This window comes from Cellulomonas sp. URHB0016 (assembly GCF_054057935.1).
In genome coordinates, this window is record NZ_JBSRZU010000001.1 from 2,527,754 (window position 1) to 2,549,099 (window position 21,346).

13 protein-coding genes are annotated in these 21,346 nt (G+C 72.1%); 11 read left to right on the forward strand and 2 right to left on the reverse strand.

The window, feature by feature from the left end:
- Window positions 1-47: 47 nt before the first annotated feature.
- Together ACVW07_RS11635 and ACVW07_RS11640 are read right to left on the reverse strand one after the other, a co-directional pair.
- Window positions 48-5,699, reverse strand: a complete 5,652-nt coding sequence (locus tag ACVW07_RS11635) for a right-handed parallel beta-helix repeat-containing protein (protein ID WP_456819403.1) — start codon at window positions 5,697-5,699, stop codon at window positions 48-50.
- An 85-nt stretch (window positions 5,700-5,784) separates the two neighbouring features.
- The gene (locus ACVW07_RS11640) at window positions 5,785-6,084 is read right to left on the reverse strand and encodes a hypothetical protein (protein WP_456819404.1); all 300 of its coding nucleotides are present in this window, start codon (window positions 6,082-6,084) and stop codon (window positions 5,785-5,787) included.
- A gap of 266 nt (window positions 6,085-6,350) precedes the next feature.
- On the opposite strand from ACVW07_RS11640, the gene ACVW07_RS11645 reads away from it, so the two are divergent.
- From ACVW07_RS11645 to ACVW07_RS11695, 11 genes are all read left to right on the forward strand, one after another.
- Window positions 6,351-6,839, forward strand: a complete 489-nt coding sequence (locus ACVW07_RS11645; RefSeq protein WP_456819405.1) for a hypothetical protein — start codon at window positions 6,351-6,353, stop codon at window positions 6,837-6,839.
- 5 nt (window positions 6,840-6,844) lie between these two features.
- Window positions 6,845-8,083 carry a sensor histidine kinase gene (locus ACVW07_RS11650; RefSeq protein ID WP_456821069.1) on the forward strand — a complete coding sequence of 413 codons (1,239 nt, stop codon included), beginning with the start codon at window positions 6,845-6,847 and terminating at the stop codon, window positions 8,081-8,083.
- Window positions 8,080-8,772, forward strand: coding sequence for a response regulator (locus ACVW07_RS11655; protein ID WP_456819406.1), 693 nt, complete (start codon window positions 8,080-8,082; stop codon window positions 8,770-8,772). The genes ACVW07_RS11650 and ACVW07_RS11655 overlap by 4 nt, the downstream gene beginning before the upstream one ends.
- Window positions 8,773-9,547: 775 nt before the next feature.
- Window positions 9,548-11,842 carry a non-ribosomal peptide synthetase gene (locus ACVW07_RS11660; protein WP_456819407.1) on the forward strand — a complete coding sequence of 765 codons (2,295 nt, stop codon included), beginning with the start codon at window positions 9,548-9,550 and terminating at the stop codon, window positions 11,840-11,842.
- A complete protein-coding gene (locus tag ACVW07_RS11665) occupies window positions 11,829-13,559 on the forward strand; it encodes an SDR family oxidoreductase (RefSeq protein ID WP_456821070.1) in 1,731 nt (576 codons plus the stop codon). The genes ACVW07_RS11660 and ACVW07_RS11665 overlap by 14 nt, the downstream gene beginning before the upstream one ends.
- 43 nt (window positions 13,560-13,602) lie before the next feature.
- Window positions 13,603-14,226 carry an anthranilate synthase component II gene (locus tag ACVW07_RS11670; RefSeq protein ID WP_456819408.1) on the forward strand — a complete coding sequence of 208 codons (624 nt, stop codon included), beginning with the start codon at window positions 13,603-13,605 and terminating at the stop codon, window positions 14,224-14,226.
- Window positions 14,223-16,490: an aminodeoxychorismate synthase component I gene (pabB, locus tag ACVW07_RS11675; protein ID WP_456819409.1), complete on the forward strand. Its 2,268-nt coding sequence runs from the start codon at window positions 14,223-14,225 to the stop codon at window positions 16,488-16,490. The genes ACVW07_RS11670 and pabB overlap by 4 nt, the downstream gene beginning before the upstream one ends.
- A gap of 88 nt (window positions 16,491-16,578) precedes the next feature.
- A complete protein-coding gene (locus tag ACVW07_RS11680) occupies window positions 16,579-17,412 on the forward strand; it encodes a hypothetical protein (protein WP_456819410.1) in 834 nt (277 codons plus the stop codon).
- Window positions 17,413-17,692: 280 nt separating this feature from the next.
- Complete coding sequence (locus ACVW07_RS11685; protein WP_456819411.1) at window positions 17,693-18,553, forward strand: MFS transporter; 861 nt, start codon at window positions 17,693-17,695, stop codon at window positions 18,551-18,553.
- Window positions 18,508-19,188, forward strand: a complete 681-nt coding sequence (locus tag ACVW07_RS11690; protein WP_456819412.1) for an MFS transporter — start codon at window positions 18,508-18,510, stop codon at window positions 19,186-19,188. Before ACVW07_RS11685 ends, ACVW07_RS11690 begins: the two co-directional genes overlap by 46 nt.
- Before the next feature lie 147 nt (window positions 19,189-19,335).
- Window positions 19,336-21,327, forward strand: coding sequence for a serine hydrolase domain-containing protein (locus tag ACVW07_RS11695; RefSeq protein WP_456819413.1), 1,992 nt, complete (start codon window positions 19,336-19,338; stop codon window positions 21,325-21,327).
- Window positions 21,328-21,346: the final 19 nt, after the last annotated feature.

Genomic DNA, 21,346 nt, shown 5'->3' on the forward strand with positions numbered 1-21,346 from the left:
TCGGGTGCCGGGCCACACCCGCTCGAGAGGGACGCGGAGCAGCGCGGTCACGAGGAGCCGTCCAGGAGGTACCGGCCGACCAGAGCGCCTTTCTCCCAGTCTCCCGCCACCAGGGCCCTGCCTTGGGCGTCGATCATCACGGAGCGCAGATTTCCGTCGAAGCCGGCGATGCTCGCGCCGAAGCCGGTGCCCGCGACATCTGGTCCGACGAAACGGGCGATCGCGGGACTGACCGGATACCGCAGGCCTCCCTCCGGGTGCTCGACCGCACTGACGTGCCCGACGACGATGACGCTGCCGTCAGGGGCGACGGTCATGTCGTTGCCCACCTGGCCCCTGCGCGTGGAGAACGGCGAGGACGAGGGGCCGATGAATGCGCCGTCCAGGCCGTACCGCAGTTGCCGGAACAGGAGACCTTCGGCGTTCTGGTCAACGGTGCCGCCGGCGACGGCGAGCCACGGGCCGGGGCACGGCGGCGTCGGGCACGGTGGCGGAGGAACATCGGTGACGGCACTCTCGATTCGGGACCCGCCGAGGTCCGCACGCCAGAGCACGTTGCCGTTGCGGTCCAGCCGTGCCAGAAGATGGCCCGTACGCAGCGCCACGAAGCCACCGTCAGGAAGCGCGTCGAGGTCGGGACCGCCGTCGAACGTCTCCGGCCGGCCGTTGACGACGTACGGGAGAGTCGTGAGCCCGCCGGCTCCGAAGGAGCGGTCGACGGCACCGTCCGGCTCGAGGCGTGCCACCAGCATGGCGTGGCCGTCTCCGGCATCTCCGAGGAGAACCAGGCGCCCGTCGGCCTGGACGTCCACCCGCGAGATCCGACCGATCCAGTCACTGAGGACGACTCCGGGGCTGCCGGCGTGGAACTGCGGGCCCTTCGTGGTCAGCGAGGCGTCCGGTGTTCCGTCGGGGTGCAGTCGCATCAGCACCCCGACCGGCAGCGGGCTGCCCTTCTCGAAGGCCTGTCCGCTGATGAGGATGCGACCGTCAGGCTGCACGTCGACATCGAACGCGGTGGAGTCCGGGTACTCGACTGTTCTGCCGATGACACCGGTGAAGTCGTACGTCCGGATCCCGTCGCCGTCGAACGTGGTGTCGAGCCGGCCGTCGGGCGCGAGCTTGGCGACCCACATCTTGTGCCGACCGGAGATGGCTTGGCTCCGTCCGACCGCGATCACCGTTCCGTCGGGCGCCTGCGTCGCGTCGAACGCGATGGACGTGGGCGACGGGAGGCGCACGAACCCGCCGTCGCCGAACGCTTCGTCAGCACTGCCCGCTCCGTCGGGACCGGCGCGGACCGTGAGCGTGGTGACGGTCGAGTCGTCCTCGCCCGGGTCCGAGTTGCCGGGTGTCGAGTCCACGTCGGGGCGGTCTGCGGCGACGACCTCGGCCGACAGGGGGAACTCGCCCACGGTGGCAGCGGACGTGTCGAGCCTCAGCGTCGCCGAGTCCTGGCCCGCGATGACGGGCACCGTCCACTCCCGGGTGGTCGCGTCGTAGGACCCCGCGCTCGTCGAGAGGGCTGCGAGCGTGACCGTCGCCGGGTGTGACAGCCGGATCCGCACGTCCCGGACGGGCACCGACGACATGTTGACCAGCAGGAGGGTCGCCGTCGAGGGCTCACGCAGGATCACGGTGCTCGGCTCGAGCGTCGAGGTGAGGTACAGGTCCGACGGCGGCAAGGTGTCCGTGAGGCGGATCGTCGCGAGGTCGTCCTCGACGGGGCTGCCGTTCCCGGGTTTCGAGTCGGGGTCCGGCTGGCCGGCCGAGATGATCTCCGCCGTGCTCGTCGACTCCGCCCCGACGGCACGCGCCCTGATGGTGAGCGTCGCCGTCGTCTGGCCGGCGATGGCCGGCACCACCCATCGGATGCGTCCGGTGGTGCGGACGGTCCCGAGCGACGCAGCGGCGGACAACACCTTCAGGTTCGGCGACAGCCGCGTGCGCACGACGACGTCGGTGGCCTCCAGCGGTGCGTCGTTGCGGAGCCGCAGCGTCACGGTGACGTCGCCACCGGCCGTCACCGTCTCGGGGTCGGCGGCCATCGCCAGGCTCAGGTCACGGTCCCGGACCAAGGACACGCACGCGTCACCGATGCCGTCGTCGTCGCTGTCGAGCTGGTCCGCGTCGGCGACCGTCACACAGTTGTCGCGGCTGTTCGGGACGAGGTCGCCGTCCGTGTCGATCTCGGCGGTGAGCCGTCGTTGCTCCGCCAGGGAGATCGGCACCTCCAGGCTCGGGGCAGAACCTCGCAGCACCGCAGCGAGAGTGTTCTGCTGCCCCGACTCCCGCCGATCGATCACCCGGTGGTTGAAGTCCAGGTTGCGCCAGTCGTCGTAGGAGTCGATCACCTCGCGGACCGGGTTCTCGCAGAGCTCGGGTCCGACGGGGTCAGGGAGGAGGTCGGGATCGTTGATGCCCCACCCGATGCCGGTCTGGGTGTTGCTGCCGTCCTGGTTCCAGTCGACGGGCTTCAGCGGCTGGTGCTGCCAGAGACATTGGTCGAAGTCGGTGCGGAGAGGGTTCGAGATGCGGACCGTGCTGACGGTGCCCGGCCACCGGCCGACGGCCGGGTCGTGCGCGGCGAGTGTCGGGCCGAGAACTCCGTCGGGCTCGTTCAGTGCTCCTTCGTCGAGGGTGGTCAGGCGTCGCCGGGAGTAGTCCAGCGGCCGCCCTGGCAGGTAGAGCTGATGCTCGAACAGGTAGTTCATGACGCTCAGGTAGTTGGGCTTGAAAGCACGGGAGTCGTCGCCACCATGGAGCAGTCCGAGCGTGTGGCCGAGCTCGTGCATGAGCGTGTCCGCCTGGAGCCGCTCGAAGCACGCCTGATGTGCGCACGGAGGCACACCCGCGACATCGTGGATGGTGAGCTGACCGGGGGCGCCTGCCGACGGCAGCGCCTTGAACGGACCGAGTGTCACCGCGAGGTCGTGGCCACCGAACTCGCCGACGCCTCCGCTGCCTCGGAACCTCTGGTCAGCCTGCTCGTCGGCGAACAGGGCGTATCGGAAGGTCACTCGCTTCGCCAGGAGCCGCGCCCAGCACGCGTGAATGTCTCCCGGTGGATGTGCTCTGTCGGCAGCCGTGCCGAAGTTCCCGTCGCAGAACGTCTCCGGATCGGCGGGGTCCTCGGGAAGCCCGTCGCGAAGATCGGCGTAGCCGGCGCCGGTCAGGAGCCCCGTGCTGACGGTGATGTCACCCGGGGACCCGGGCCGCACGGACGTCAGCTCGTCGGTCAGGCCGGACGCACCGCCGACGGCCCCGCAGCCTCCGACGAAGCACAGATCGATACCCTGCCGGGGAGCGGCGCGGAAGGCCGCCTGCACGTCGAGCAGCGGGCCGCGACCAGGCATCCACGCAGGGAGGACCGCATCGACCTCGAGGAACACGTTGGGGCGCACGGCGCTCGCCCCGAGCTTGCGCAGGTCGAGGTCCGGCGAGGCGTCCCCGTCGATGTCCAGCGGCTGGGTCTCCCACTCGTCGCACAGCGCGTCCCGATCCCGGTCAGGGCGCGAGCCCTTCAGTGGTGTGCACACGGCCGAGAACTCCGACGTGTTGCCGTCGCCGTCCGTCACGGTCGCGCTGTAGGTCACGAACGCCGCGGCCTGCGCGCTCGTCACCCACAGGCGGAACGTGCCGTCGCTGAGCACCAACGCCTCGCCGAGATACTCCGGGCCTTGCCCATAGCTGGTGCCCATGACACGCGCCGGTGACGTGTCATCACGGACCACCTGGTCCGCAGGCAGGCCGTAGACGTCCACGCGTGGGGTGCCGATCGGGCCTGTGGTCAGCACTCCGGTGACCTCGACCGCGCCCCGGACGCCGAACTGCTGTCCGTACTCGAAACTGTCCGGGTTGCGGTACGCGAGCACCGCCACCGGGAAGTTCAGCAGGCCGTTCGGCCCGCTGTCGGCATCTCTCGGATCGTTGGGCGTGACCTGTGCCGCGGTGGCGTCCGGGGAGCGCAGGTCGATGCCCAGTGCCGCGTTGCCGGCGATGACGTTGGCCCGCACGGTCGCTCGCGCCGTCGTGGCGTCCGCCACGACCACGCCGCTCGTCCCGTTTCCCACGATCAGGTTGCACGCCACGGAGCAGCCCGGCGGCGGCTTCACGTCCTTGGGTGCCCCGACCGTCGTGTCGGTGCTCCCTTCGCTGATCGCGACCCCCGCGTACTCGTTCCGTGGCCCTGCCGGGCCGGTCCTCCGACCGGAACCGATCTCATTGCCGGCGATCACCGTGTTGCGTGACGCACCGGCCACGCGTACACCCTGTTGGTCGTTTCCGGAGATGCGGTTGCCGAGTCCTGCCGCCGCTGCGCCGATCCGGGTGTCGACAGCGCCCTGCAGCCACACCCCTGGACCAGCATTTCCCAGGTCGCGCAGGCCGGTCCTGTCGGTGCCGATGACGTTCGTCTCGAGAACCGTGTTCCTGGGCGCAAGCACAGGATCGTCAGATCCTGCGACGAGGACCCCGGCCAGACCGTTCGACGCGATCACGTTGTCGCGGATCGTCGTCAGGGATGCCTGTTCGACATCGATGCCCGACTGCGCGTTTCCTCGCGGAGCGTCGGCGGCGTCGAGCCCGACCCGGTTCCCCACGACGCTCGTCTCGGATGCTCCGCCGAGGATGCGGATCCCCGACCCGAGATTCGCGGAGACGACGTTTCCTGCCCCGATCCGGGAGTCACCGACGATCGTGCGCAGCGCACCGGCCGTCACCAGGACGCCGCCGCCGTTCGGCACGCTGGTGGTGCCGTCCCTGCCCACGCCGACAAGGTTTCCGAGCAGCTGGTTGTCCACACCGTCGCGGACCATGACTCCGAACCCGAGATTGCCGGAGATCACGTTCTGTTCTGCGGCCGTCAGGCCACCCACGGTGGTACGGCTCGCCGCAAGCTCACGCCGGGTGTCCAGGTACGGGGTGGTCAGCGCAACGCCGACCTCGTTCGGCAACGCGCGCACCCCGCTCGCCGATGTCCCGATCACGTTGCCCTTGATGACGTTGTCGACGGCGTTCCATCCCAGTACCCCGACGCCGAAGCCGACGTTTCCTGAGATCACGTTGCGCGCCGCCGGTCGCGTACCGCCCACCGTGTTGCCCGGTGACCCCTCGATGCTGATCCCCGACGCCAGGTTCTCGTCCGCCACGGTCGAGCGTGTCCCGTTGGGGCGCATCGCCTCGCCGGTCAGGTCTGTGCCGATGTAGCAGGACTCGACGGCGTTCAGCCCCTGTGGCCCTCGGAGCACGATGCCGCTACCAGGGAAGTCGTTGACCACGAGGCCCCTGACCACGCTGTCACCGCCGGCGATCACGAGACCTGCCGAGCCCGCCTGACCTCGCGGCAGCAGCGACCCCGTGATCTCCACTCGAGGACTCAGGCTCCCCGGTGCGTCGAGGCCGTCGATCACGATGGGATGCACGACGACAGGCAGCACCGACGTGGGGCGGATCGTCATCGGCGTCCGAAACGTGATCACGTCGCGGTCCGGCGCCTTGTTGGCGAGCTCGATCGCTGCTCGCAGGGTGCAGATCGCCGCCTGCGGCGTGCATGCGTGCCCAGAGTCGGCATCCCCGGGATCGTTCACCTGGTGCTCCGGGCCGGCCTGCGGCGCCGCGGCAAGCCCCGAAGCGCCCGTCCCCGTGAGCGTGGAGGCGAGCAACAGCAGCGTCACGACCACGAACCGCCTGCCTGCCATGACGTCACTCCTTCGACAGCCTCGTCGCGGACTCACGGGATCCGTGTCGGGTCCTTCGGGCCGTGCTTCGGGGTGGTCCCGCGCCTCAGTACTTGAGCTCCCAGAAGCCGAGGAAGAACCACCAGTTGCACTCGTACGCCTGACCGCTGAGCGCGCCGGCGACGAGGCACGAGATGGGGTCGGGGAAGATCCCCCGGGTCCTGGGGGCGGTCGCGATCGCGAGCGTCGTGACGGCGCCGGCCGGAAGTGCGCCGGCGGTCGCGGGACGTGTCGCGACGGCGGGTCCTGCCGCGGCGGCCGGACCTGCCGTCGCCATACCGGCTCCGGTGACGAGGGCGGCGGCGAGAAGCCCACCGGCGACGGTACGGAATGTCTTCGATGCCATGGCTGTGTCTCCTGTTTTCTCGGACCGGGGCGGACTGATCTCACCGACACCGGTCATCAATGGATGCTGTTGTCCCCGGCCGGACCGCTTCGTCGAGCGTGGAAAGAAGCCGAGAGGCCGACGTGTGGTGCAGCCTGGCCGCAGCGGGTGGCGAATTCGTCAGCCGGTGGCGTCAACCTCGCTGTACACACCTCGCTGTACGCGCGGGTCACGTCCTACCGCGCCGGGCTGATGACACCGCCGCCGGGCGTCGACACACTGTCTGGATGGAGCGCGCGGAGGTATCTGTCTATGAGGTGGACGCCACCGGCGGGACCGGGCGGTATATCGGCGCCGGGTCGCTGATACATCCGCTCGTCGTCCGACTGGAGGAGCCGGCCGGAGCGGAGCTGGCGCGCCAGGACCGCTCCGGGCTCCAGCTCCGGGTCGAGATCCCTTCGTCCGGGTCGGACGGGACGGTCGACATCGTCGAGGCGGTCGCCGTGCACGTGACCGACGGCGAGGAGGACGGAGACTTCGTGGCCCTGTCCCTCCCGCGGCCCACGGGTCGCCCGGTGGTGGACGACGGTGTGACGGACAGCACCCCCCCGATCGACCCTCCGGGCGCCCCGGACGCCCACCCCGGTGACGGGCTGATCGCAGGGACCACGTTCATCACCTTCGGCTGCCGGTGGAACCCACCACCCTGGTGTGTGCCACGTGGGCGACCCGACCGCGGCGACATAAGCCGGGCTCGGGCCGGACGAGTCGGGTGAGCGCGATGCTCGGGCGCCTGAGAGCCCGCGACATCGCCGTCGTCGTGCTCGCGCTGGCCGTGGACCTCCTGTTCTGGAGCGGTGCCCGCGAGCTGCGCGGCGGTGCGGTCCTGCCCGTCCTGGTCATCCCGCTCGTCAGCGCACTGGTCTTCGCGTCCCTGCTGGCCCGCTGGCGGCGACCGGTCGGCGTCTTCGCGGTCCAGTGGCTGTACGCGCTCGCCGGCCTCGCGGTGCCGGGCTATGCGCCGTTCGCCGGACTGCTGGTCGCGCTGCACGCCGTCGCCCGCTGCACGTCCCGGCGCACCGCGCGGCTCGCGCTCGTGGCGTGTGCGGTGCCGTTCGGGATCGACTGCGCGTCCGGGGCCGCGGACCGGATCAACACCGAGACGAGCTTCTGGGTCAGCTTCACGGTCCAGCTCCTCATCTACGCCCTGCTGGCGGTCACCGTCTGGGGGTTCGCGCGTCATGCGCGTGAGGCTCAGCGGCGTAGCGAGGACCGCGAGCACGCGCTGGTCGAGGATGCCGACCGTGCCGTCCGCGAGCAGCGCGCCCAGGCCCAGCTGGCGGTCCGGGAGGAGCGGCTGCGCCTCGCTCGCGAGCTGCACGACATCGTCGCCGACGGGGTCACGGCCATGCACCTCCAGGCCGCCGGTGCGCGCACCCTGGTCGGAGCGGACGACGAGCGTGTCCGTGAGTCGTTGGCGCTCATCCAGGCCACGGGTGTGCGGACGATCGACGAGCTGCAGCGCATGCTGGGGCTGCTCCGCGCTGCGGACCCCGGCTCCGGCGACGACTTCGTCCAGCCACCGACGCTCAGCAACGACCTCGACGTCCTCGTCGCGCAGAAGAGGAAAGGGCATATGAGCGTCGAGACGGCCGTCGACGGGACGCCCGTCAGCCTGGACCGCAGCATCGACGCGGCCGCCTACCGCGTGGTCCAGGAAGCGCTGACCAACACGGCCAAGCATGCGGGTCGCGGCGCCGAAGCACGGGTGCGGGTGTCCTGGGGTGACGGGGTGCTCACCATCACCGTCCGGGACGCGCGCGGACTGCCGACCGCAGCGGACCACCCCGTGCCCTCCTCGGGGTACGGCCTCGTGGGGCTCGCCGAGCGCGTCAAGCTCGAAGGAGGAACGCTCGACGCGGGGGCGGTGGACGGCGGCTTCCTGGTGCGGGCGGAGCTCCCCGTCACCGCGGCGTCCGAACCGCCGGTCACCAGCTCCCAGAGCCGGGGCCGCACATGACCGTGTCGATCCTGCTGGCCGACGACCAGCCGCTGATCCGCGCCGGGATCGCGATGCTCCTGCGGGCCGAACCCGAGCTGGAGGTGGTCGGGGAGGCCTCGGACGGGGCGGAAGCCGTGGCCCTCGCCCAGGCGCTCCTGCCGGACGTCGTGCTGATGGACGTCCGGATGCCCGGCATGGACGGGATCACGGCGACCCGACTGCTCACCGAGGTCGGGCAGGACCCGGATCGGCTCACCAAGGTGCTCGTGCTGACCACCTTCAGCGACGGCGAGGTCGTCCACGGGGCGCTGTGCGCGGGCGCCAGCGGGTTCCTGCTGAAGCACGCCGCGCCCGAGACGCTCATCGCCGCGGTCCGCGAGGTGGGCGGCGGCGGCTGGTGGATCGACCAGGCGGTCGCCGGCACGGTCATCGCGGCACTCGGGACCGCGCCCGGCGCCGGTCAGTCCTCCGACGAAGCCGTCGCGCGGCTCACCCCCAGGGAACGGGAGGTGCTGTTCCTCGTGGCCCAGGGCATGTCGAACGGCGAGATCGCGAGAAGCCTGGTGCTGAGCGAGGCCACCGTGAAGACCCACGTCTCCCGGATCCTGATGAAGACCGACTCGCACGACCGGGCTCAGGCAGTGGTGCTCGCGTACCAGTCCGGGCTCGTCGTCGTACCTCCCGCCTCGCGACCCCGACCGAGCTGACTGAGACCAATGTCGTCGACGACCGACGCGATCGGCGAGAGACGCGGCTATGGTGAGACCTTTGGCGGAAGTGCCGCTCGCTGTCGGACGGGTACACGCGAAAACATCTCGGTCGAGCGCCGACGAATCGACGATGAATTGCGGTCCGACAAGGGCGGGGCGCGTGTTTCTGCGGGAGCGGTGCGCGCAGAGATGCTGCATGTGAGCAACGTCTCGTCGAGCACCTGCGGTCGTCATGGGGGCCGTCCCGCAGCACCCTCCCGGTCGCCCACGGCGCCTCGCTCCGCCGGCTGCCGGTCCGCGCCGCCCGCACCGCCGGTGTGGTCGAACACACCTGCACCGAGGCCGTGAGCAGCGGGTTCACCACGAACCCAGGCGACCTCCCGGCCTCTCGGCACGCCGCCAGGCGTCGGACCGTGCCGTCGGTGAGCGGCAGGTGCTTCCCTCCACCGCGCGCGCCCTCACGGCGGTCGTGCAGCGCACCGCGCGCCGTCGCACCGCGCCGTTCGGATCCGGGTCTCCACGCCGCCGAGGGCCGTCGCCGAGCGAGAAACGCCCGCTCCGCCGTCGGACTAATATGCCTCGACCGAGACGCGGAACGCGTTTGGAAGCACATCTCCTGACGGCTACAGTGGCCGTCGTGCCTGCGGAAGCCGCGGGCCCTGACCCCACTCCGGCATCCATTGTTTACCCGATGTTCGGAATTCAGAAGTGGTCGTGCGGTGCACAGAACCGCGCCATGACGCATACAGCCGTGAAGGATTGTGCCTGCCCTATGACGAACCAGCTGGCCTCGGGCCCCGCACCCCAGACGCTCCACGCGCCGGACGCCGCCGGCAGCCCGCTGTCGTGGTTCCAGGAGCGCATGTGGGTCCACCACCAGCGCAGCCCCGAGAGCACGAGCTACAGCCTCCCGCTGATGCTGCTCGTCGAGGGCGACCTCGACGTGCCGGCGCTCGAGCAGAGCCTCAGCCTCGTGGTCGCCCGGCACGAGAGCCTGCGCACCTCGTACGGCGAGACGGACGGGGGTGTGCCGGTCCAGCGGGTCGCGCCGGCCGAGCCCGTGCACCTGCCGGTCGTCCCGGTCGACCGCGCCGGGCTGCTGGAGCAGCTCGAACGGTTCCTCGAGCACCGCTTCGACCTGCACCAGGGCCACGTGTTCATCGCGCGGCTGCTGCGGCTGTCGGGCGACCGGCACCTGCTGCTGTTCAACGTGCACCACATCGCGGCGGACGCGTGGTCGCTCAAGGCGATCTTCCTGGCCGAGCTGCAGGGCGCCTACGCGGCGTTCGCCCGCGCGCAGGAGCCGGACCTGCCGCCGCTGACGCTCCAGTACACGGACTTCGCGCGGGTGCAGCGGACCTCGGACCTGACCGCCGACCTGGACTACTGGCGCGACGAGCTCGACGGCTACGAGGACACGCTCGAGCTGCCGACGGTCCGGCCGCGCGGCCGGCACCCCGGTGCCACGCGTGGGACGTTCGTGCACCGGTACCCCGAGGAGTTCTCCCGGGAGCTGGAGCGCTTCTCGCGCCGGCACGGCGGCACCATCTTCATGTCCCTGCTCGCGGGCCTCGGCGTGACCCTGAGCCGGTACACCGGCAGGGACGACCTGTGCATCGGCACCACGGCGTCCGACCGGCCGGACGTCGCGCTCGAGCCGTTGATCGGGTTCTTCGTCAACATCGTGCCGCTGCGCCTGCGCGTCGACGAGAACAGCAGCGTCGCCGAGCTGCTCGAGGCGGTGCGCTCGCGGGTGCTCGGCGCGTTCGAGCACCCGGTGCCGTTCGAGCAGGTGCTCCAGGTGACCGACGCGGCGCGGCGGGGGAGCGCGAACCCGCTCGTCCCCGTCGTCATGCGGCACCAGAACTTCCCGGAGGCCGCGCTCGGCACCGCCCTGCCGGGCGACGTGACCTTCCGGTCCTACCCCGGGCGCGAGGAGCCGGACGACGCGGTGCTGACGCTCGTCGCGCAGGAGCACGTGCCGGCGCGGTGCGAGATCGAGCTGTCCTACGCGGGCGGTGGGGACGGGCTCGAGGTCGAGGTCGTCTACGCCTCGGACCTGTACGACCGGGCGTCGGTCGAGCGGCTGCTGGCCCACCACCAGCGCGTGCTGGAAGGCATGTTCGCGGAGGCGGGCCGGCGGGTGGTCGACCTGCCGTTGCTGCGCGACTCCGACGTGGCCGAGCTGGTGGCCCGCAACGACCGGGTGCCGGCGACCGAGGCCCCCGCGTGGTCCTTCGTGGAGCGGTTCGACGCGCAGGTGGCCCGCACCCCGGACGCGGTCGCGTGCTGGGACAGCGGACCTGCGTGGAGCTACCGAGACCTGAGCCGGCGTGCGAGCCAGGTGGCGCACGCAGTCGGGGCGCGCGGCACCGCACCAGGGGAGCTCGTCGCGGTGTGCCTGCCGCGTGGTGGGGAGCTGCTCGCGACGCTGCTCGGCGTCTGGAAGGCGGGGGCGGCGTACGTGCCGCTCGACCCGTCCTACCCGGCGGCCTACCTGCAGCAGATCCTCGACGACTCGAGCCCCCGCGCCGTCGTCTGCGACGCACGGCACCAGGCCCTGCTCGGGGTCGAGGACTCCCGGTGCGTGCGGCTCGACGACCTCGCGAGTACCGAGGGCGCAGGGCCGGAGCGGGCCGCAGGACCCGACGAACTCGCCTACGTCATGTACACGTCCGGGTCGACGGGCACGCCCAAGGGCGTCCGGGTGCCGCACGGCCAGCTCGACAACTGGCTCGGTGCGCTCGACGCGAGGCTGCCGTTCGAGCCGGGCGAGGTCGTGGCGCAGAAGACGCCGTTCGCCTTCGCGGTGGCGGTCAAGGAGCTGTTCGCGGGCCTGCTGAACGGGTGCCCGCAGGTGTTCGTCGACGACGCCGCGGTCCGGGACACGGCCGCCTTCGTCGACGCGCTGGCCGAGCACCGCGTCAGCCGCCTCAACCTCGTCCCGTCGCACCTGGCCGCGGTCGTCGAGCACGTCAAGGACACCGGGACGCGGCTGCCCCGCGCTCCGGGTCTGCATCACCGCCGGCGAGCCGCTGCCGCGGGCGCTGGTCCTGGCGTTCCGTGAGGTGCTGCCGGGCACGCGCCTGCTGAACAACTACGGGTGCACGGAGCTCAACGACGTCACCTACTACGACACGGCGGGCTTCGACGGGCAGGCGGAGTTCGTCCCGATCGGCAGCCCGATCGCCAACACCCGCGTCCACGTGCTCGACCGCCACGGCCGGCTCGTGCCCGACGGCGTCCCCGGGGAGCTGCACGTCTCGTCCGTCGGCCTCCCCGACGGCTACCACGGCCTCGACGCCCTGACCGCCGAGCGGTTCGTGCCCGACCCGTTCGGTGCCGAGCCGGGCGGCCGGCTCTACAACACCGGCGACGTCGTGCGGCACCTGCCCGACGGGACGCTCGACTTCCTCGGCCGCTGGGACCTCCAGGTGAAGGTGCGGGGCGCCCGTATCGACGTGCGCCAGGTCGAGGAGGTGATGAGCGGCTTCGAGGGCGTCCGGGCCCGCGCGGTCGTCGGTCGCGGCGACCGGCTGGTGGCGTTCTACACCAGCCGGCCCGGCCACGCGGTGCCCGTCGGGGAGCTGCGGACGTTCCTGCAGGACCGGCTCCCCGCCTACCTCGTGCCCGACGCGTTCGTGCTGCTCGACGCGATGCCGCAGCTGCCCAACGGCAAGCTCGACCGCCGCGCGCTCGTCGAGACCGACGGTGAGCTGCAGCAGAGCGCCGCGTACGAGGCCCCGGCCACGGCGACGGAGCGCACGCTCGCCGGCATCTGGGGGCTCGTCGTGAACCTGCCCGCCGCGCGGATCGGCCGCCAGTCGCACTTCTTCGACATCGGCGGGCACTCGCTCGCGGCCATGCGGGTCCTCGCCCGCACCAAGGACGCGTTCGGGGTCGAGCTCGGCCTCTCGGAGCTGTTCGACGCGCCGCGCCTGGCCTCGCTCGCCGCCGCGGTCGACGGCAAGCGCGCCGGACTGGCCGCGACCGGGCGTCGTTCGTCGTCCCGTGCGGCGCGGGCCGCGGGCTCCGGTCTGCTGCACGACAAGGTGGTGCTGGTCACCGGCGGCAGCCGCGGCATCGGGCTCGCCACGGCGCTCCTGCTCGCCGAGCAGGGCGCGACGGTCGCCGTCAACTACCGCGACAGCGAGGCGCAGGCCCGGCACGTCCAGGGCCTCATCGAGGCGGAGGGCGGCACGGCCGAGGTCTTCGGGGCCGACGTCACGCGCGCGGACCAGGTCGCCGAGATGGTCACAGCGGTGCACGACCGCTTCGAGCGCATCGACGTCCTGGTCACGAACGCGCACATGCACTTCCGTCACGCGCCCGTGCTCGGTTACGACTGGGCAGACCTGGAACGCAAGGTGGGCGACGAGCTCAAGGCGGTGTTCCACGCGAGCCAGGCGGTCGCCCCGGAGATGATCCGGCGCGGCAACGGCAGCATCATCGCGGTCTCGAGCACCCTGTCGAAGCGCAGCAACCCCGGCTTCCTCGCGCAGAGCACCGCCAAGGCAGCCGTCGACGCCTACGTCCGGACGCTCGCGGCCGAGCTCGGACCGCACGGCGTGCGCGCCAACACGGTGGCGCCCGGGCTCACGCTGACCGACGCCGCGATGCCGATGGCGCCGCACGTCAAGGAGTCGATCGCGGCGCAGTGCCCGATGCGCCGCAACGGGCTCCCCGAGGACATGGCCGGCCCGATCGTGTACCTGGCGAGCGACCTGTCCCGCTTCATGACCGGCACGTACCTGCCCGTCGACGGCGGCTTCACCACGTTGTAGCCCCCGCACGGCCCGCACACCCACCGACGATCGGTCCCACCGGATGACTGCCACTCTTCTCGTCGTCGACAACTACGACTCCTTCACCTTCAACCTCGTCCAGATGTTCCGGCGCTACGACCTGGACATCTCCGTGCACCGCGCCGACGCTCTGTCCGTGGACGACGTCCTCGCGCAGCGACCCGACTACGTGCTCGTGAGCCCCGGCCCCGGGAGCCCACGGGACGCCGGGATCTCGACCGAGCTCATCCGGCGGTGCCATGGCACCTTCCCGATCCTGGGCGTGTGCCTGGGGATGCAGTGCCTCGTCGAGGCGTTCGGCGGCAGCACCGTGCACGCGCCCGTCCCGATGCACGGCAAGCGCAGCGCCGTGCACCACGACGGCACGGGTCTGTTCGCGGGCGTTCCCGACCCGTTCACCGTCGCGCGCTACCACTCGCTGGCCACGACGGGGATCAGCGGCGAGCTCCGGGTCAACGCGCGCTCCGCGGACGGTGTGCCCATGGGTGTCCAGCACGTGCGCCACCCGCTGTCCGGCGTCCAGTTCCACCCCGAGAGCTTCCTGACCGAGCACGGGTTCATGCTGATCGAGAACTTCCTGCGCACGGGTCCGCTCGACCTCGAGGACCTCACGCGCGTCCGTCCCCTCGAAGGAGCCCGAGCATGAGCACGGCGACGCAGGACCGGCTGTCCTCGCTGCGGACGGTCACCGGGGTCCACTGCGAGCCCCTCCACCTGAAGGAGCCGTTCGTCGACGTGGTGCGCCGTTTCGCGCGTCTCCCGGGCACGGTCGCGCTGCTCAGCGGCGGCGACCAGGACTGCGCGCGTTACCACGTGCTCGGCGTCGACCCGTGGCTCACGCTGAGCGGGCACCGCACGCGGACCACGCTCACCGACGGCGACCACCAGGTCGAGCTCGACGAGGACCCGTTCACGGCGCTGCGCCGGGTGCTGCGGCACGTCGGCGCGCCGCAGCTCGAGGGGTCGGCGCCGCCGCTGCCGCTCACCAGCGGGCTGCTCGGCTACCTCGCCTACGACCTCAAGGACTGCCTGGAGGACCTGCCCCGGACGAGCGTCGACGACCTGGGCCTGCCGCTCATGCACCTCGTCGCGCCCCGCGTCCTCGTGGTCCACGACCGGGCGACCGAGGCCACGACGCTCCTCGCGATGCAGGTGGACGGTGACGACCCGGCGGCGACGCGGCGACAGGTCGAGCGGTTCAGGGACACGCTGCGTGCACCGGTGGAGCCGAGCGAGGTGGACGCTGACGCGACAGGTCCGTGCACGTCCGCCTTCTCCCGGGCCGGCTACCTCGCGGCCGTCGAGGCGATCCGCCAGTACATCGTGGACGGCGACGTGTACCAGGTGAACATGTCGCAGCGCTTCCAGGCGCCGTTCACCGGGAACCCGTTCGACTGCTTCGCGGACATGTTCGCGGCCAACCCGGCGCCGTTCTTCTCCTACGTCAACGCCGGCGACCACCAGATCGTCTCGACCTCGCCGGAGCGGTTCGTCGAGCTCCGGGACGGCCAGGTCGAGACCCGGCCGATCAAGGGCACCCGGCCCCGCGGGAGCACCCCGGCGGAGGATCAGGCACTGCGCGCCGAGCTGCGCGAGAGCCCGAAGGAGGACGCCGAGCTGTCGATGATCGTCGACCTGCTCCGCAACGACATCGGCAAGGTCTGCCGCGCGGGCTCGGTGAACGTCGTCGAGCACAAGCGCCTCGAGTCCTACCGCAACGTCCACCACCTCGTGTCCACGGTGACCGGGGAGCTCGACCCCGGCATGGACGCCGTCGACCTGCTGCGGGCGACGTTCCCCGGCGGCTCGATCACCGGCTGCCCCAAGATCCGGGCGATGGAGGTCATCGACGAGCTCGAGCCGGTCCGCCGGCACGTCTACACGGGCAGCATCGGGTACGTGGGGTTCGACGGCACGATGGACCTGTCCATCGCGATCCGCACGGCGACGTTCACCGGAACGAAGGCCGTGTTCTCGGTCGGTGGCGGCATCGTGTTCGACTCGGACCCGGCCAGCGAGTTCGAGGAGACGCTGCACAAGGGCCGGACGCTCATGGACGCCCTGCACACGGCGAGCGGCGACAGCCGCGACGAGCCCACGGTGTGGCAGGACGGGACCTTCCAGCCGCGCTCGGCCGCGACGATCCCGCTCGACTCCGAAGGTCTGTCGTACGGCCTCGGGTTCTTCGAGACGCTGCGCGTGCAGGCCGGCCGGCCGATCCTGCTCGACGCGCACGTGCAGCGCTTCGAGCGCGCCTGGACCGAGCTCTTCGAGGGGTCGCCGCCGGACGTCACGTGGGCGGACGTCATCGCCCGGCTGGTCGAGCGGAACGGGCTCGCGGGGACGGCCGCCGTGGTCAAGCTCGTCGCGGCCGCGGGCAACCCGAGCGGCGCGCCGCTGTCCCCGGTGCTGTTCGCGACCGCCAAGCCCTACGCGCCGCGCGAGGCCCTGGCCGCGAGGGGCGGGCTGCGGTTGCGCACCTACCCGCACGCCCGGCACACCTACCTCGCCGAGCACAAGACGCTGAACTACCTGCACTGCAAGCGGGCGGGGGACTGGGCCAGGCGTCACGGCGCGGACGAGGCGGTGCTCCTCGACGTCGACGGCTCCGTGTCGGAGACCAGCACCGCGACCGTCTGCGGCGTGTTCGGCGACACCGTCCGCTTCCCCACGTCCGCGCACGCCCTGCCCGGCACCATGGCGGCCGAGGCCCGGCGGCTCCTCGGGGCCTGGGGCTTCGTGGTCGAGGACCGGCGTGTCACCGTCGAGGAGCTGCAGACCGCCGACCAGGTGCTGGTGCTGAACTCCGTGATGGGCGCGGTCCCCGCCGTCAGCCTCGACGGGACGGCCCTCGGGGACGGCGGCGCGCTCGCCCGGAGGCTCACGGCGGCCGTGTTCGGCGAGGCGTGAACGGTCCTGCGGCGGAGCCGTCGACGCCCACGCTGCCACCCATGGACACGTCGCCGGTCGAGTCGACTCTGTCCGCGACGATGGTGTGATGACCCAGCGCCCGACCGCCGACGAGTCCGACCAGCTCGGGCGTGCCCTGGCAGGGATCGCCCCTCCCGGGTGGGAGTCGATGACGCTCGTGTACGAGGAGGTCGGGGACGAAGCCACGCACGGTGTCACGGCGAGCACCGCGACCGGGCCGGCGCGCGCCACCGACCGGTTCGACCGGGACGCGAGGCGTCTGCTGTCGGAGCTGCGGGCCCGCATGTACCGGCCCGGCGCGGGCACCTGGTACACGGCGACGGTCGTGGCCCACGCCACGGGCGGGACGACCGTCGACTTCGACCACGACCACGAACCGCAGTCCCGGTTCGCACCTGACTCGTGGGCCGTCGACGCGGGCCGGTTCCCGCGCGCGCCGGAGGCCACCCCGGCGTGGCTGACCCAGAAGACGGTGCGACCGGAGTGGGGCGGCGCGCGCTGGCAGGTCGACCTCACCGCGGACGGCGTCCCGGTCGACGACTCCGCCCCGATCGACGCCACGACCACCCCGGAGGCCCGGGCTCGGCTCGTCCGGGTGGCCGCGCGGCTCGGGGAGCTCGGGGTCGGCGTCCGTGAGCGCCAGGACGAGGGCGAGGACGCGGACGGGAATGCCGTCCTGTACGACCAGCTCGTGGTCGACGTGGGAGAGGGCCACATGGCCGTCTGCTTCTGGCGGTCGATCGTGTTCTGGTCCGTCGAGGTCCGGCCGGAGCACGTCGACGGCGACAGGTTCCGGCAGGTGGCCCGTGCCGTGCTGGCCGCGGTCGAGGCCACGGGGTTCCGGGCGTCGACACCGTTCGACGCCGACGGAGCCAGGCTGCTCGGGCTCGCGCCCGCCTGACCGCTCGCCGCGCTGCTCGGGCTCGCGCCCGCCTGACCGCTCGCCGCGCTGCTCGGGATGCGCCCTCGCGGTCGGGGTGACACGGTCTGGCGAAGAGACGACCGCAGCAGCCGGCCCCGTGCGAAGCCTCCACGGAGAGGACCCGGCATGGCTGCGAACCCCTTCGGCGACACCCTGCCGGCCCACCGCGAGCGCGAGCGGGACGGCGCGGCTCCGCGTGCGAGGACGGAGCGGCAGCAGTGCCGGCGGGCCCGGCCGGCCAGTGAGAGAGGGGACTGAGATGAGCGCACCCACGGCGCCGCCGCAGGCGGTGCGGAGCCTGATCCCGGCACGGCTGGACCGGCTGCCGTGGACGAGGTTCCACTGGATGGTCGTCGTCGGGCTCGGGGTGTCGTGGATCCTCGACGGCCTCGAGATCCAGCTGGTGGCCAACGTCGGCTCGGTGCTGACCGAGCCGGAGAGCGGGCTGGGGATCGAGCCGGCGCAGGTGGGCCTCCTGGCCTCCGTGTACCTGATCGGCCAGGTGGTCGGCGCCCTGGTGTTCGGGCGGATGACGGACCGGCTGGGCCGGCGGCGCCTGTTCATCCTCACGCTCGTCATCTACCTGGCGGGCAGCGGGCTCGGCGGCCTGTCGTGGAGCCTCGGCTCGCTCCTGGTGTTCCGGTTCGTCGCGGGCCTCGGCATCGGCGGCGAGTACACGGCCATCAACTCCGCGATCGACGAGCTCATCCCCGCGCACTTCCGCGGCCGGGTCGACATCGCGGTCAACGGGACCTACTGGGCCGGCGCGCTGATCGGGTCGCTGGGTGCGCTGGTGCTGCTGAACCCCGACCTCGTGCCCATCTTCTGGGGCTGGCGGATCTGCTTCTTCATCGGGCCCGTGCTCGGCCTGGTCATCATCTACATCCGCCGCCACATCCCCGAGAGCCCTCGCTGGCAGCTCACGCACGGGTACGCACAGGAGGCCGAGGCGACGATCGACGGCATCGAGGAGACCGTCCGCGGCAGGGCGTCGAGCTGGCTCCGGTGGACGAGAGCAGGTCCATCGAGGTGGTGCCCGAGAGGTCGATCCCGATCCTGCGCGTCGGCAGGATCATGTTCACCGAGTACCGCCGCCGCGCGGTCCTGGGCGGCACGATGATGATCACGCAGTCGTTCCTCTACAACGCGATCTTCTTCAGCTACGCCCTGGTGCTGAGCAACTTCTTCGACGTCCCGAGCGGGCGCGTGCCGCTGTACTTCATCCCGTTCGCGTTCGGGAACCTCCTGGGCCCGCTGTGCCTGGGCCACCTGTTCGACGTGTGGGGGCGGCGCAGGATGATCCTGCTGACCTACGGGTTGGCGGCGATCGTGCTGGCCGTGGCGGCGGTGCTGTTCAACGCGGGGCTCCTCACCGCCGTGACCCAGACCGTCCTGTGGTGCGTCTGCTTCTTCTTCGCCTCGGCCGGGGCGTCGTCGGCGTACCTGACCGTCAGCGAGATCTTCCCGCTGGAGCTGCGCGGGCAGGCGATCGCGTTCTTCTTCTGCATCGCGCAGCTCTCGGGAGCCGTCGCCGCGTCGCTGTACGCCGCGCTCGTCGGCGAGGGGGAGTCCCGGGGCCCGCTCGCCGCGGGGTACGCCCTGGGCGCCGCCTTCATGCTGGCCGGCGGCCTGGTGGCGTGGTTCATCGGCGTCGACGCCGAGCGCAAGTCCCTGGAGGACGTCGCCGATCCCCTCACGTCCACCCGCCGCCGGGGCGCCGTTCGAGCCACGGGGGCGAGCGACAACATCCGCTGAGAACGGCGGGCCATCTCCCCCAAAGGTCGCAAGCGAGGTTCAGCACCGCGCCCCAAGACCGGCGAACCCCACGCTGACCAGCATGGACACAGGTCGCGAGCCCGAGCTCCGGAACAGGTCCGGACGCCCGCGACGCAGGAGGTCCAGATGGGGACGACACACCGGCACCCCGCCCGCCTGGCCGCGCTGACGCTCGCGGGGGTGGCGCTCGTCGCCACGCTCACCGCGTGCGGCGGCGCCGCCGAAGCCCCGGAGCCACGGGCGCCCGAGCCCGCGTCGACCGCGGGTCTGACCACGGCCGACGTGGACGCATGGCTCGACGCGACGATCCCCGCCGCGATCGAGAAGGGCCACATCGCCGGGGCGACGGTCGCCGTCGTGCACGGCGGCGAGATCGTCACGGCCCGCGGGTTCGGCAAGGCCGACGTGGCCGCCGGCACGCCCGTGGACCCGGACCGCACCCTGTTCCGCGTCGGGTCCGTCTCGAAGATGTTCACCGCGACGGCCGTCATGCAGCTCGTCGAGGAGGGCCGGGTCGACCTCGACACGGACGTCGAGCAGTACACGCACCTCGGGCTCGGCCTGCAGCATCCCGTGACGCTGCGGAACCTGCTCACCCACACCCCCGGGTTCGAGGAGCGGATCACGGGACTCATCGGCGGGCCTGGCTCGACGGTCGACCTGCGGGCGAGCCTCGTGACCGACCCGCCGGCGCAGCCGTACCTGCCCGGCACGACGCCCGCGTACTCGAACTACGGGAACGCGCTCGCCGGGTACGTGGTCCAGGCGGTCAGCGGCGAGCCGTTCGAGGAGTACGTCGCGGAGCACGTCCTGGCGCCTGCGGGGATGACGTCCTCGTCGTTCGCGCAGCCCCTGCCGGCCGGCCTCGCCGGTCGCGTGTCCCAGGGCTATGCGACGTCCGACGGGCCGCCCACCCCGTTCGAGGTCGTCGGGCAGCCGCCGGCCGGCGCGCTGAGCGCGACCGCGACCGACATGGCGCGCTTCGCGCTCGCGCACCTCGGTGAGCCGGCCGGCGAGGGCGTCCTGTCCGCGCCGACCCGCGCGCTCATGCAGCGGCCCGCGCTCGACGCGAGCACGCTCGGGGCGCTCGCGGCGGGGCCGCGCATGGGCCTGGGCTGGTTCGACGAGTCGCGCCACGGGCACCGCGTGGTCGGCCACGGCGGTGACACGACGGCGTTCCACTCGCACCTGCAGCTGTGGCCCGACGACGACACCGGGCTGTTCCTGTCGTTCAACAGCACCGGGAGCGGGGGCGCGGCGTACCTGCTGCGCGACGAGGTGCTCGACGCGTTCGCCGACCGGTACTTCCCCGCCGACGCGCCCGCCCCGGCGAGCACCGTCGACGACGAGACCCGCGCCGCGCACGCCCACGAGCTCGCGGGCTCCTACGAGAGCACGCGCGGCTTCCACTCGACCTTCCTCACCGCGCTGGGCCCGCTCAAGCCGACCCGGGCGCAGGTCGTCGACGGCGACCACGTGCTCTTCACGCCCGGCCCCGGGCAGATGGGCCCGGCCGTGTACGAGGAGGTCGAGCCGTGGGTCTACCGGCAGGTCGACGGGGACCGCGTCCTCGCGGTGCAGACCGACGACGCCGGGCACGTGCGGCTCATCGGCCACGACGCCGCCATGTCGATCACGCCGGTCAGCGCGTCGCGCGCCGCCGCCGTCCCGACCCTGGTGGCCGGTGTCGCCGTCCTCGCGCTCGGCCTGCTCGCCTGGCCCGTCGGTGCCCTCGTCCGCAGGATCCGGCACCGCTCGACGCGCGGGACCACGGCACCCGCACCGTCGCGCACTGCGCCCGACGGCGCCCGCCTGCCCCGCACCCTGACCCGCGTCGCGTCGGGCGCCGCCGTGCTCGCGCTCGTCGGCTGGGTGTACGTGATGACGACGATCCTGCAGCTCGCGGACGTCCCCACCGCGCTCGTCCGGGCGGTCCAGGTGCTGACCGGCGTCGCCGTCCTCGGTCTGGGGGCCGCCGTGTGGCGGCTCGTCGCCGAGGTCCGGGGCCGTGCCGCCTGGCACCGGGTCGCCGGGGCCGGTGCCCTGGTCGCCGCGTTCGTCGCGGTGTCCTGGGCGGCCAACCAGCTGCTCCTGACCTCGCCCGACATCACGTTCTGACCGGGCGGCACGGGAGGAT

Coding starts and splice junctions, on each gene's coding strand:
- ACVW07_RS11650 (WP_456821069.1), top strand. CDS start 6,845: ATGCTCGGGCGCCTGAGAGCCCGCGACATCGCCGTCGTCGTGCTCGCG.
- ACVW07_RS11640 (WP_456819404.1), bottom strand. CDS start 6,084: ATGGCATCGAAGACATTCCGTACCGTCGCCGGTGGGCTTCTCGCCGCC.
- ACVW07_RS11645 (WP_456819405.1), top strand. CDS start 6,351: ATGGAGCGCGCGGAGGTATCTGTCTATGAGGTGGACGCCACCGGCGGG.
- ACVW07_RS11695 (WP_456819413.1), top strand. CDS start 19,336: ATGGGGACGACACACCGGCACCCCGCCCGCCTGGCCGCGCTGACGCTC.
- ACVW07_RS11660 (WP_456819407.1), top strand. CDS start 9,548: ATGACGAACCAGCTGGCCTCGGGCCCCGCACCCCAGACGCTCCACGCG.
- ACVW07_RS11690 (WP_456819412.1), top strand. CDS start 18,508: ATGTTCACCGAGTACCGCCGCCGCGCGGTCCTGGGCGGCACGATGATG.
- pabB (WP_456819409.1), top strand. CDS start 14,223: ATGAGCACGGCGACGCAGGACCGGCTGTCCTCGCTGCGGACGGTCACC.
- ACVW07_RS11670 (WP_456819408.1), top strand. CDS start 13,603: ATGACTGCCACTCTTCTCGTCGTCGACAACTACGACTCCTTCACCTTC.
- ACVW07_RS11680 (WP_456819410.1), top strand. CDS start 16,579: ATGACCCAGCGCCCGACCGCCGACGAGTCCGACCAGCTCGGGCGTGCC.
- ACVW07_RS11685 (WP_456819411.1), top strand. CDS start 17,693: ATGAGCGCACCCACGGCGCCGCCGCAGGCGGTGCGGAGCCTGATCCCG.
- ACVW07_RS11655 (WP_456819406.1), top strand. CDS start 8,080: ATGACCGTGTCGATCCTGCTGGCCGACGACCAGCCGCTGATCCGCGCC.
- ACVW07_RS11635 (WP_456819403.1), bottom strand. CDS start 5,699: ATGGCAGGCAGGCGGTTCGTGGTCGTGACGCTGCTGTTGCTCGCCTCC.